Annotated in this window: 11 protein-coding genes; 7 read left to right on the forward strand and 4 right to left on the reverse strand. The window is 38.2% G+C overall.

Annotated elements, in window-relative coordinates; genetic code table 11:
- Positions 1-34: 34 nt before the first annotated feature.
- Positions 35-1,915 (forward strand): M1 family metallopeptidase, encoded by a 1,881-nt coding sequence (locus tag DRW42_RS11700; RefSeq protein WP_113949011.1) that lies wholly within the window; start codon positions 35-37, stop codon positions 1,913-1,915.
- A 267-nt stretch (positions 1,916-2,182) separates the two neighbouring features.
- Here the strand turns inward: DRW42_RS11700 and DRW42_RS11705 are convergent, their stop codons facing one another.
- Both DRW42_RS11705 and DRW42_RS11710 read right to left on the reverse strand, forming a co-directional pair.
- Positions 2,183-2,653 (reverse strand): OsmC family protein, encoded by a 471-nt coding sequence (locus DRW42_RS11705; RefSeq protein ID WP_113949012.1) that lies wholly within the window; start codon positions 2,651-2,653, stop codon positions 2,183-2,185.
- A 165-nt stretch (positions 2,654-2,818) separates the two neighbouring features.
- Positions 2,819-3,745 carry an NAD(P)-dependent oxidoreductase gene (locus tag DRW42_RS11710; protein WP_113949013.1) on the reverse strand — a complete coding sequence of 309 codons (927 nt, stop codon included), beginning with the start codon at positions 3,743-3,745 and terminating at the stop codon, positions 2,819-2,821.
- Between the two features lie 219 nt (positions 3,746-3,964).
- Here DRW42_RS11710 and DRW42_RS11715 point away from each other — a divergent pair, with 219 nt between their 5' ends.
- From DRW42_RS11715 to DRW42_RS11730, 4 genes are all read left to right on the forward strand, one after another.
- On the forward strand, positions 3,965-6,454 hold the full coding sequence (locus DRW42_RS11715; RefSeq protein WP_113949014.1) for a TonB-dependent receptor: 2,490 nt from the start codon (positions 3,965-3,967) through the stop codon (positions 6,452-6,454).
- Positions 6,455-6,558: 104 nt separating this feature from the next.
- A complete protein-coding gene (locus tag DRW42_RS11720) occupies positions 6,559-7,113 on the forward strand; it encodes an NUDIX domain-containing protein (protein WP_113949015.1) in 555 nt (184 codons plus the stop codon).
- A 687-nt stretch (positions 7,114-7,800) separates the two neighbouring features.
- Positions 7,801-8,262: an IS200/IS605 family transposase gene (gene tnpA / locus DRW42_RS11725; protein ID WP_113949016.1), complete on the forward strand. Its 462-nt coding sequence runs from the start codon at positions 7,801-7,803 to the stop codon at positions 8,260-8,262.
- A 36-nt stretch (positions 8,263-8,298) separates the two neighbouring features.
- Positions 8,299-9,057: a lysophospholipid acyltransferase family protein gene (locus DRW42_RS11730; protein WP_113949017.1), complete on the forward strand. Its 759-nt coding sequence runs from the start codon at positions 8,299-8,301 to the stop codon at positions 9,055-9,057.
- 109 nt (positions 9,058-9,166) lie between these two features.
- Here the strand turns inward: DRW42_RS11730 and DRW42_RS11735 are convergent, their stop codons facing one another.
- Positions 9,167-9,916: a LytR/AlgR family response regulator transcription factor gene (locus DRW42_RS11735; protein WP_113949018.1), complete on the reverse strand. Its 750-nt coding sequence runs from the start codon at positions 9,914-9,916 to the stop codon at positions 9,167-9,169.
- A gap of 53 nt (positions 9,917-9,969) precedes the next feature.
- Positions 9,970-10,788, reverse strand: a complete 819-nt coding sequence (locus DRW42_RS11740; RefSeq protein ID WP_244215251.1) for a sensor histidine kinase — start codon at positions 10,786-10,788, stop codon at positions 9,970-9,972.
- 476 nt (positions 10,789-11,264) lie between these two features.
- On the opposite strand from DRW42_RS11740, the gene DRW42_RS11745 reads away from it, so the two are divergent.
- Positions 11,265-11,522, forward strand: coding sequence for a hypothetical protein (locus tag DRW42_RS11745; protein ID WP_113949019.1), 258 nt, complete (start codon positions 11,265-11,267; stop codon positions 11,520-11,522).
- 5 nt (positions 11,523-11,527) lie between these two features.
- The gene (locus DRW42_RS11750; protein WP_113949020.1) at positions 11,528-12,436 is read left to right on the forward strand and encodes an ABC transporter ATP-binding protein; all 909 of its coding nucleotides are present in this window, start codon (positions 11,528-11,530) and stop codon (positions 12,434-12,436) included.

Raw genomic sequence — 12,436 nt, forward strand, 5'->3', positions numbered from 1 at the left:
TAATTTTAATTTAGCCTAAATTATTCGTAAAAAAATGAAAAAGTTATTTTCTATTGCCCTGCTTATCGGTTTGGGTGGATATATGGCCTCGGCACAAGAACTTTATATGCCACGGAACATTAAAGCAGCATACACTAAGGGTACGCGCTCAATGAGCGGAAAACCAGGCCCTAATTACTGGCAGAACCATGGTAAATACAACTTGGATATCAAGGTAGATGCCGAAACCAAGGTGGTAAGCGGTAAAGAAGAAATTTTATACAGTAACAACAGCAACGATACCTTAAAAACGCTTGCTATCCGTTTTGTAAACAACCTGCATAAACCTACCTCACCTAGAGGAGGCGCAGTAAGCGAAGACTTTTTAAGCACCGGACTAAATATTATCTCTTTTTCAGTAGATGGCGAAACTTACAAAGTAGACAGCAAAAACTGGGGAACGGTTGGGAATGTTAAATTGAAAAAACCTTTAGCACCAAAATCGAAAATTACGGTTAAAATAGAGTGGGATTATCCTTTATCTAAAGAAAGTGGCCGCGAAGGGCAGATTGATCCGAATTCATTTTTTGTGGCTTACAGTTATCCGCGTATTTCAGTTTATGATGATTATAATGGCTGGGACCGCATTCCACATACTGACAGGGCCGAGTTTTATAACGACTTTAACGATTACGAATTCTCGATCAAAGCGCCTAAAAATTATGTGGTTTATGCCACAGGCGATTTCCTGAATCCTGATGAGGTTTTACAGCCCGAAATTTCGGCCCGCTTAAAAAAATCATACAATGGTGATGAAGTGATCCACATTGCTACCGAGCAGGAAATGAAAGACGGAAAAGTAACCCAGCAAAAAGAATGGAATACCTGGAAATTTGCCGTAAATCACATTACCGATGTTACTTTTGCCTTAAGCAACCATTATGTATGGGATGGTGCAAGCGTAATTGTAGATAAAAAAACCAACAGAAGATCGAGTGCACAGGCTGCTTACAACCCAACAACAGGGAAAGATTTTGTTAATTCGGTTAAATATAATCTAAATGCTCTAGACTGGTTTTCGAATAACTGGCCGGGCATCCCATATCCTTATGTAAAAACCATTGCTTTTCAGGGCTTTGCCGATATGGAATACCCTATGATGGTAAATGATTCGCAATTCGGAGATCCTGTTTTTGCACAATTGGTTCAGGACCATGAAGTTGCACACACTTATTTTCCATTTTATATGGGCATTAACGAAACCCGTTATGCTTATATGGACGAAGGCTGGGCTACCACTTTCGAATACCTGATCGGTATTGCCGAACACGGTAAGGAAGCTGCCGATAAGTTTTACAAAAGCTTCAGGGTGGATAAATACATTAATGATAAATCTACAGAAGAAGATCAGCCTGTAATTTCGATGTCTGATCAGGTTTCGGGTGCTGGTTATGGAAATAATTCTTATGGAAAGGCTTCATTATCTTATTTAGCATTGAAAGATATGCTTGGAGATGAACTCTTCAAAAAAGCGTTACATACTTACATGAGCAACTGGAATGGTAAACATCCAATCCCCTGGGATTATTTTAACTCCATGAATGCGGGTGCGGGGCAGAACCTGAACTGGTTTTTTCAAAACTGGTTTTTCACCAACAATTACCTCGATTTAGCCATTGTTAAAGTAACACCTGTAAAAGGAAAATCGACCTTAACGGTTAAAAATGTTGGTGGGTTTGCCATCCCGTTTAACGTGGTGATAACTTATGCTGATGGAAAAACAGAAACCATGCACCAAACACCTGCAGTTTGGAAAGCAAATCAAAAAGAGTTGAACTTAACAGTTAATACCGCTAAAAAAGTAAAGTCGGTTTCTTTGGATAATGGTATTTTTATGGATGCTACCCCTAAAGATAATAGTTGGGAAGCGAAGTAATTTGCAGCTGGCAATTTTCAGTTGGCAGTTTATCGAACTGTCAACTGAAAACTGTTAATTATTAACCCAGGTTGGATTATTAATATTGGTTTAAAAGGTCTCGTACGGATATCTTTATCTCAAAGTCGTCACCCTGAATTTATTTCAGGGTCTATCTAGCAGGAAAGATGCAGATCCCGAAAATTCGGGACAGCATGACGATAGCGTTAAGAAAAATAGACTAAAAACTAATAAAAAAGCACATTAATATTAATCGAATTCAGGTTACTAACTGAAACTGAGAACCGGCTCGTGTTTAACCGGAAAGTTTAATGAATTGGCAATAAAACACATTTTATTCGCTTCGTGATGTAGCGATGCTGCAAGTTCGTAATGGGCTTTATCTGCGATTAAAACCTGCGGATGTAGGGTAACCTCTCTAAATCTTCCGCTTCCATCAGCAAGCTCTTCCATTGTTCCTACCGCTTCATCCTTATAATCAATTACTACGATTTCATTTTTAGAACACAAATGCAGGTACCAAAGCATGTGGCAGCTTGAAATGGATGCCAATAAAAGGTCTTCGGGATTGTATTTGGATTTATCACCCAAAAAGGCAGAATCGGAAGAACCCGAAATATCGGCTTTTCCTTTTACTGAAATAATGTAATCGCGGTCGTACAAACGGTAATCCATCGTACCCGAACCTTTATTACCGGTCCAGGTAACTGTAGTAGAATATAAATGATCTTTCGGCATGATAAAATTGGTTAGATTGTATAGCCAATTTAAGAAAATAAAATTACTTAAGCTAGCGCTCGTTTCTAACGAGCGTTGAATAATTTATCGTTTATAAACGATAGAATCGTATAGCTATTGATGCTTAAACCTCGCAGGTTTTAAAAACCTGCGAGGTTTTGCTAGTTAAAAATTAAGTCCGCGAAGTTTCTCAGCCAAAACCTCAGAAATTTTTCGGTACGAATCAAACGTCCAGCCACCAACATGCGGGGTTAAAATCACCTGATCATTCTGTTTTAGTTCATTATACCAGGGCTGTTCGCTCAATGCCGGGAATTTTTCGGTTTGTAAAACATCAAGTCCTGCACCTAAAATCTTACCCGTTTTTATGGCATTTAGTACGGCAGTAGTATTTACAATTTCTCCCCTGGCGGTATTGATAAAGAAAATAGGCTTTTTAAAATGGAAGAAATATTCGTCATCCACCATCTGTTTGGTCTCGGCAGTTAAAGGAATATGTAAACTGAGCACATCGCTGTGTTTTACAATCTCTTCCATGCTTACCTCACGGGCAAATGCATCGCTAAAGCCAGTTTTATATTTATCGTAAGCCATTACATCTACTTCGAAACCGGCAAGCTTTTTGGCAAAACTCTGTCCCATAAAACCATAACCGATAATACCTACTTTTTTCCCTTTCAGTTCGTAACCACGGTTACCTTCACGGTCCCATATACCATTTCTGATTTCGGTATCCGCCTTGCGGAAATTATTCATTAAAGATAAAAGTAAACCCGTAGCGTGTTCTCCAACGGCATCACAATTCCCTTCGGGGGCATTAATCAGCTCGATATTTCTTTCAAAAGCGATTTTATCATCAATATTATCCAAACCCGCCCCTGCCCTGGCCACAAATTTTAAATTTGGCGCAGCTGCAAAAATTTCAGCATCGATCCTAAATTTCGTCCTTACGGCAATACCGGTATAATCTTTTATTTTATCTAAAGTTTGTTGTCGCGTAATTAATGGTTCATCATCAACCTGGTAACCCATGGCAATGGCCTGTTCCTTAAAAGCAGGGTGCAGATCATCAACAATTAGTATCTTTTTCATCATAAACAAAAGTAACATTTTGCAGATTGTTAGATTGTAATAATTGAACCATTGTTTTTCGCTAAACTGAAAACCGGTAATTGCGAACTGTAAACTGGAGGTTAACCCACAAAAATATTACGCTAAAATGGCTGTAATAAAATAGTTACGGCCCATTTATTAAACTTAGTTGCCGTTACTTTGTCTCCCTTTATAAAAACACACAAATTTTATTTTTTAATGAGACTTTTTCAATACAGAACAATACAGATTACCCTCCTTCTTCTCACCTTATCATTTAGCCTTTTCGCACAAACAGGCGGAAAAGCAAAAATTACCGGAGTACTTAAAGATGCCAAAACACAGGAAACCATTCCTTTTGCCACGGCAGTATTAATTAATAAGGCAACAGCAAAAAATGCCAAAATAGTTCAGACAGATGTGAATGGTGCATTTGTAATGGCCGACCTTCCTACAGGAACATTTACCTTTAAAATCAGTTTTGTAGGTTACCAAACCATGGTTAGGGATAATGTAACAATTACGGCTTCTACAGGCACATTAAATTTTGGCGACATTAAAATGAACGCAGCCAAAGGAAATGTACTGAGCGAAATTACCGTAACAGGGCAAAAACAGGGTATGCAAATGGGAATCGATAAAAAGATTTTTGCTGTAGATCAAAGCGTAATCAGTGAAGGTGGTTCTGCAGGCGATTTATTACAAAATGTTCCTTCAGTTTCTACTGATATGGATGGTAACGTGAGCCTTCGCGGATCAACCGGTGTAAAAGTGTTAATTGATGGTAAGCCATCATTAATTGCCGGTGGTAATGTGGCGCAGATTCTTCAATCTATTCCTGCCAGCTCAATCGAAAGTGTTGAGGTGATTACCAATCCATCAGCAAAATACGATGCCGAAGGCCAGTCAGGGATCATTAACATTGTATTAAAGAAAAATACCAAACTTGGTTTTAATGGTTCGGCTGCAGTAACTGCGGGTAACCGCGACAACTACAACGCCAATACCAATTTAAGTTTCCAAAACAGTAAGGTAAACATTTATGGCAATTATAGCTATCGCTACGGTAACCGTAGGGGTGGTGGTTTTCAGGACATTACTTATAAAACACCAGCCGGCTCAACAGCTTTTGCCGATCAGACCACTGTTTCAAATTCTTTAGATAAAGGCCATAACGCAAAAGCCGGTATCGATTATTATATCGCTCCAAAAAGTGTAATCAGCTTATCAGGTGGTTTCAACTCGAGGGATAACGACCGCAACGATTTACTTGATATCAAACAGTTAAACACAAACCACGCACCTGTGTTATTGAGCAACAGAACCAATACCACCGATGGTTATGGAAATAGTTATGATGCCAACCTGGATTATGTACAAAAGTTTAAAAAACCAAAAGAAGAATTAACTTTTAATTTTGGTTATTCGTACGGTACAAATAACAATGATCAGGCTTACAGTACTACCACAACCAACCGTAATGGTACGCCAATTAATGAAACTCTAAGTTTACAGCGCGTATTTAACACCGGAAATAATACAAACTACAATATTCAAACCGATTATGCACTTCCGGTAGGTAAAGCAGGTAAAATTGAAGTAGGTTACCGCAGCCAGATCCGTTTGGGTAAGAATGATCAATATGCCGATTCGATTCCTACCAATACCAACATTTACATCAGCAACAATAAACTGATTAATGGTTTTGATAGTAAAGACCAGGTACATGCGCTTTATTTCAATTATCAGAACCAGATTAAGGATTTCGGCTATCAATTGGGTTTAAGGGCCGAAGATGCCCGTTTGGATACGCATTTAGAAGGTTATACCGGTAATGTATTAACTACTGCGGAAGGAAATATCCACTATAAAAGAATATATCCAAGTGTTTTCTTAACGCAGAAATTAAAAGGCGATAACCAGCTTCAGTTAAGCTATACTCGTCGGGTAAACCGTCCACGCCCATGGGATACCAACCCGTTTCTGGATGTTTCAGATCCGTTAAATTACAGAGGTGGTAACCCGAATTTATTACCGGAGGATGTACACTCTTTCGAATTGGGATATAGCAAATACTGGAAAAAAGTAACCTTTACATCAAGTTTATATTTCCGCCAAACCAACGATGTAATCCAAAGGGTAAGAAGCACTCCGGTTAACGGCATCATTACTTCAACACCTCAAAACTTATCCAACCAGATTAATAGTGGTGTGGAATTAATCGGTCGTTTCGATCTGATCAAAGCTTTAAACTTTACCACCAACGTAAACTTATACCAGGCAAAATTTGCAGGCGATGACCGATTTAATATCCCATCGAGCAGTGGTTTTAGCTGGAATGCCAATTTAACCGGAAACTTAACCGTAGTTAAAAATTTATCATTGCAGGTACGCGGCGATTACAGGGCACCAGAAGTAATGGCACAGGGTAAACGTAATGCAATGTATGGCATTGATGGCGGCGCCAAATATGATTTCCCTAACAAAAAAGCTTCGTTAAGCTTTAATGTGAGAGACGTTTTCAACACCAGAAGATGGAGCATGACAACGGAAGACAACTTCACGATAGTTGATTTCCAGCGTCAGATGCAGGGCACAATGGGAAGTTTAACCTTCTCTTACCGCTTCGGAAAAACGACCTTTACCGGCACCAGTAAAAAGAAAAAAGACGATCAGCAGGATAACCGTCCTGATGAAGGATCATTCTAATTTTAATTAAGGTGCTTGTCAAAAATCAAGCACCTTTTTTATTGGATATCTTTATTAGCCCCCTACCCCCTTCTCATATAAAATCAGATTGTTTATCTTGCAGCATGGAAGACATCAACCCCTGGAAAACGCTGGAGAGTGAAATAAAATATGATAACAACTGGATCCGTTTAACCGAACACCAGGTGATTAACCCGTCAGGTGGAAAGGGTATTTATGGTACCGTCCATTTTAAAAACCTGGCCATCGGCATCCTCCCTTTAGACGAAAATTACAATACCTGGCTCGTTGGTCAGTACCGTTATGCGTTAAATGCCTATAGCTGGGAAATCCCCGAAGGCGGCGGTCCGTTAAATGAAGTACCTCTGGAAAGCGCTCGGAGAGAATTATTGGAGGAAACCGGAATGAGCGCCAAAAACTGGAAAGAAATTCAAAGAATGCACCTTTCCAATTCTGTGAGCGATGAACTAAGCATTATTTATGTAGCTACCGGTTTAATTGAAGGCATTGCCATGCCCGAAGAAACGGAAGAACTGGTAGTTAAAAAATTGCCTTTTGAGGAAGCGTATAACATGGTATTAAACGGACAAATTACCGATTCGATGAGCGTGGCAGCCATTCTTAAAGCCAGGCTAATGATACTGAATAGCGAATTGTAACGACACGCAATCACCAAATGTTCCTACGGAACATCAAAAATATTTCATATTTTTTCTACCCAGGATATGTCCCGATGGGACATATTAAAGCCCTAACTGTATAAATCAACCTGGTTATTAAAATCGAAAACCATTTTGCTTCCTTTACATCCAGTAAATCTATTTTCTGTCCCGTAGAACCTATTAAAGATCTAACTGTATAAATCAACCTAGTTATTAAAATTGAAAAGCACATTGCGTCTTTTTACGGCCAATAAATCTATTTTTTGTCCTGTAGAATCTATTAAAGCCCTAACTGTATAAATCAATCTGGTTATTAAAATCAAAAACCATATTGCTTCTTTTTACCTCAAGCAAATCCATTTTGTGTCTCATAGAATATATTAAAGCTCTAACTATATTAATCAATCTGGTTATTATAATCGAAAGCCGCATTGCTTTACCTCCGATAATAATGCTATTTGCTGTCCCGTAGGGACAATTCATCGGTAAAAAAAATACGAAAAGCATTTTTTCGTTCCCTAGGAACGTTTAGTACATTCAATATGTTATGGAATTCCGGAAATATTTCTTAATTTGAGTAATCAATTGCCAGAAGCAATTGAAACCTATCCCAAATTAACCTGCTTGTTGTCTTTGGAGAGACAAATCCCCGGTAGAACGTTAAATATTTAATCCATTAACGCTATGCCAAATACCTATACCCAATTGCATATTCAATTTGCATTTGCTGTTAAATTCCGCGCTTCATTAATTCAACCCCATTGGAAAGAGCAGCTCTTAAAATATATTACAGGAATATTTCAGGCAAATACCCATAAAATGATCCAGATCAACTGTATGCCCGACCATATTCATATTCTCATCGGAATGCGCCCACATCAATCTATTTCCAGTTTGATCCAAAATGTAAAAACGGAAAGCTCGAAATGGGTTAACAACCAAGGTTTTTGCAAGAGTAAATTTGCATGGCAGGAAGGTTATGGGGCATTTTCTTACTCGAAGGGACATGTAGAAAATGTGATCAGATATATCAAAAATCAGGAACAGCACCACAAAAAGAAAACCTTTTTAGGAGAATATGCAGGCCTTTTAAAAGACTTTGATATCAACTACGAAGAAAAATACATCTTCAAAGAACCAGAATAATTTATTATTATCTTTGCCATCTATTTAATCAAGCAGATGAGCAAGCTTTTCGGATATATTTTAAGCCCAATTTTTTATATTTTCTTTGGATTAACGCTTTGCATTTTCCACCCCATACAATGGATATGTTTTAAATTTTTCGGCTATAAAGCACATAAAGTTTCGGTTGATATCCTTAACTTTTTCCTTACCTATTGCCAGGTTTTCCTGTTCAATTCCATCAACTTTAAAAATGAGTACAATCTGCCGACCGACCGACCGATTATTTTTGCGGCCAACCATCAGAGTATGTACGATATCCCTTCGCTGATCTGGTTTTTGAAAAAACACAGTGCAAAATTTATCTCAAAGATCGAACTTACCAAAGGCATTCCTTCTATATCCATTAACCTGCGTTTAGGTGGCGGAGCAAACATTAACAGAAAAGATAACAAACAGGCCATTTCAGAAATCATTAAACTTGGCCGCAGAATGAAAGAAAACAACTGGAGCACAGTGATTTTCCCCGAAGGCACACGTGCAAAAGACGGACAGCTAAAAACCTTTCAGTTTGGCGGCATTGCTACCATTTTAAAGGTAGTACCCGATGCACTGGTAGTTCCGGTAGCAATAGAAAATTCGTGGAAAATTGTGCGCTTTGGCATGTTTCCATTAACTACGGGCAATGCCTTAAAATGGACAGTTTTAAAACCGATAGAGCCCGGAGTAAAAACAGCTAACGAAATTACCCTCGAAGTAGAAAACGAAATCAGGAAAGTTTTAGGCCAGCCAATGGAGCAGCCAGCTACGCTGTAAAGAAGTGTTAACTGGTTAATTGTTTAAATCGGTTAATCGAGGTGAAACGCTATACGCTTAGCGCCAGCCGCCCATCATCCATCTTACATTTCCCATCATACATCATTCCTTAGATGTTCTTATTCCCAATCACCCTGAAAAATTCATCTCGGTAGGTATCGCCTACAGGAATAATTTTCTGATTAATGGTAATGCGGCTACGCTCGATGCTTTCAATTTTATCAACCGCAACTATATAAGATTTGTGTACCCTGATAAACTGGCTTTGTGGCAATGCCTCTTCCATTTTTTTCATGCTCTGCAAGGTAATTACACGTTCATCTTTGGTAAAAATGGAGATGTAATCTTTTAAACCTTCGATGAATAAAATATCGTGAAGATAGATTTTTTGGATCTTGTGTTCTGTTTTTACGAAAATATAATCCTGTACCGGGTTTGGTGGTGCCGAAAATGGAGCAGGCGTAACAATCGGCTGCGCAACGCTGGCAGGCGCTTCAACCGGTTTTACCTGGTTGTGCACTTTTTCTACCGCTTTATAAAAACGATCAAAGGCAATTGGCTTTAGCAGGTAATCAGATACATTCAGATCGTAACTTTCCAAAGCATATTGCGGGTAGGCAGTGGTTAAAATATAATGGCATTTATTACCTGCGATCTTTAAAAACTGGATTCCTGTTAATTCAGGCATCTGGATATCCAAAAATACAAGATCAATCCCTCCACCCTGTACAATCTGCAAAGCTTCTATCGGGTTTTCGCACCTTTTCACCATGGTTAAAAAAGGTACTTTTGATATATAATCCTGTAAAATATCAAGCGCTAAAGGCTCATCATCAACAACAATACAGTTTAAGTTCATTTTGGTTAATCTATTTAATTCGCGATTTTATTATATCCGGTATGGTTGTCCGGTTATATATCAATCATCAGTTCGCAGGTGTAATGGGTAGCCGAATTTACAACATTTAATTTATATCTGTCGGGATAAACCAATTGTAACCTACGTTCTACATTGGTTAAACCTACGCCTCCCTGCGCATCTTTATTCTGCTGGTTCTTTTTATTGATTACACTAAAATGCAGAATTTTCTGGTTGGCAATGATATTGATCTTAACCGGTTCGGCCGGATCGTTTACCACACCATGTTTAAACGCATTTTCGACAAATGAAATCAACATCAACGGAACAATTTTCTGATTGTCTATTTCCCCGTTTAAAGTAAGCTCAATATATGCACCATCTTTAAACCTGATTTTCTGCAGCTCAATATAATTGGTTAAATAATCTACCTCTTTGCTTAAAGCTACCGTTGGGGTATTGCTTTCATAAATCATATAACGCATAATTTCAGAAAGTTTCATAATCGCATCGGCTGTTTTATCCGATTTCTGATAAGCCAGTGAGTAGATATTATTAAGCGAGTTGAAAAGAAAATGCGGGTTTAACTGCGATTTTAAAAACTGGAGTTCCATTTCGCGACGTTCGCTTTCCAGGTTACGCTGAATGCGTTCGCTAGAAAACCAATCGGCGGCAAATTTTATAATACAACTCGATACCAAAAAGAATCCGCATAAAAACAATTGAACGAAAAAGTAAGAGTTTATCTGTAAAGTTTTTTTCCCCTGTCCCGCTTCCACGTACTCTAACAAATCTTTTGGATTTAATACGGCGATAACGGTTTTAATCAGCGCACCAGCTCCCAATAACACGATAAAGGTTAGAATATACAAAAAGTACCTCTTCTTATTTTTTATTAACTGCGGTATAAGTATTAGATAATTAATATAGAACAAAGAAACATTAATGATCCCAAACCCTACCAAAGTGATCATATAATGCTTAACACTGCCCCGCTCCGGACTGAGAAAAAACCCCAGTATGATAATAAAAGATATCATTACCCAGTATATAGCATGTAATATTAAAGGCCCTTTACTCTGTTTCATTTGAAATTTATTAAAAATTGGCAAAACCTATACACGTTTAATTAACGCATATTGTTCAAAGCCACAAAATAAATAAAGTTTTATCGATTTACTTACACAATCTACCAACGGGCATTTTTTTTCTACCAACGGCCCAATGGGCAATTTTTATCGACCAACGCCAAAAATGTCTGTTGATCTAGAATCTTGAACACTTGGTATAATAGATTTTAGCAGGAAGTTTTTCCTGTGTTTCTTTGAATCATCAAAACGAAAACAATATGAAAACTACATCAGCAATCAACTTAAAAAATCAAACAGTAATGGCTGATGGTATTTTCGCAGCCTCTCAAATAAAACAAAACATCATGAAAAAGTTAGGAAACACATCACCATTTTTACTTCTATTATTACCAGTATTTATGATGATTATTTTAACACTTACCGTAAGCACCAGTCAGAATGATGCAGAAATAGTAGTTAAACCTGCAAAAACCTCCAACACCATCGTAACACAGGCCACTGCTATTTTTAAATAATAGCAATGGGAAATTACGCAATCGAAACCGTAGGTTTAAACTTTAACTTTGGTAATCAAACCATTGTAAAAGATTTATCGTTACAGGTACCAAAAGGCAGCATTTATGGCTTTTTGGGGCCAAATGGAGCCGGAAAAACAACCACTATAAAAATTTTGCTTAACCTGCTGAAATCACCCTCAGATCAGGTTTTTATATTCGGCAAAGAAATAAACAGCAACCGCATTGCCATTTTAAAGCGTGTAGGTGCTTTGGTAGAACAACCTGCTATTTACGGACATTTAACAGGCAAAGAAAACCTGATTAACCGCTGTATCCTCCTCGGTATTAAAAAAACCAAAGCCGCCGAAATGTTAGCTCTTGTAGGTTTAACCGATGCGGCAAATAAAAAAGCCAGTAAGTACTCTTTAGGGATGAAACAACGTTTGGGCATTGCACAGGCACTAATCTCTGATCCCGAATTGCTGCTTTTGGATGAACCTACCAATGGGTTGGATCCAAATGGCATTATTGAGGTGCGTAACCTGATGATTGAATTGGCCACCAAACACCAAAAAACCATACTCGTATCGAGCCACTTACTGGCAGAAATAGAAAGAACTGCCACTCATGTGGGCATCATCAACAAAGGCCAGCTGTTATTTCAGGGTACTATTGATGAACTTCATCAGTTGAGCAAACCCATGCTCGAAATTGAAGTGAATAAGATCGGAAATGCAAGTGCTTTTATCGCAAAGGCCGGGTACGAAATCGTTACCCAAACCGACAAAAAAATTACTGTCCCATTTACTTCAGCTCAAAAAAGCGGCGAATTAAATACACTGCTCGTTCAGAACGGATTTACAGTAAGCAGCCTTTATCAACAAAGAAAAGACCTCGAAAATTTATTCCTGGATATTACCAAAACAAACTAA

This window comes from Pedobacter miscanthi, assembly GCF_003315595.1.
Classification (GTDB): Bacteria; Bacteroidota; Bacteroidia; order Sphingobacteriales; family Sphingobacteriaceae; genus Pedobacter; species Pedobacter miscanthi.

What these genes read in the sequence shown, in the direction of transcription:
- DRW42_RS11700 (WP_113949011.1), top strand. Translation starts at nt 35, where the DNA reads ATGAAAAAGTTATTTTCTATTGCCCTGCTTATCGGTTTGGGTGGATAT.
- DRW42_RS11705 (WP_113949012.1), bottom strand. Translation starts at nt 2,653, where the DNA reads ATGCCGAAAGATCATTTATATTCTACTACAGTTACCTGGACCGGTAAT.
- DRW42_RS11710 (WP_113949013.1), bottom strand. Translation starts at nt 3,745, where the DNA reads ATGAAAAAGATACTAATTGTTGATGATCTGCACCCTGCTTTTAAGGAA.
- DRW42_RS11715 (WP_113949014.1), top strand. Translation starts at nt 3,965, where the DNA reads ATGAGACTTTTTCAATACAGAACAATACAGATTACCCTCCTTCTTCTC.
- DRW42_RS11720 (WP_113949015.1), top strand. Translation starts at nt 6,559, where the DNA reads ATGGAAGACATCAACCCCTGGAAAACGCTGGAGAGTGAAATAAAATAT.
- tnpA (WP_113949016.1), top strand. Translation starts at nt 7,801, where the DNA reads ATGCCAAATACCTATACCCAATTGCATATTCAATTTGCATTTGCTGTT.
- DRW42_RS11730 (WP_113949017.1), top strand. Translation starts at nt 8,299, where the DNA reads ATGAGCAAGCTTTTCGGATATATTTTAAGCCCAATTTTTTATATTTTC.
- DRW42_RS11735 (WP_113949018.1), bottom strand. Translation starts at nt 9,916, where the DNA reads ATGAACTTAAACTGTATTGTTGTTGATGATGAGCCTTTAGCGCTTGAT.
- DRW42_RS11745 (WP_113949019.1), top strand. Translation starts at nt 11,265, where the DNA reads ATGAAAACTACATCAGCAATCAACTTAAAAAATCAAACAGTAATGGCT.
- DRW42_RS11750 (WP_113949020.1), top strand. Translation starts at nt 11,528, where the DNA reads ATGGGAAATTACGCAATCGAAACCGTAGGTTTAAACTTTAACTTTGGT.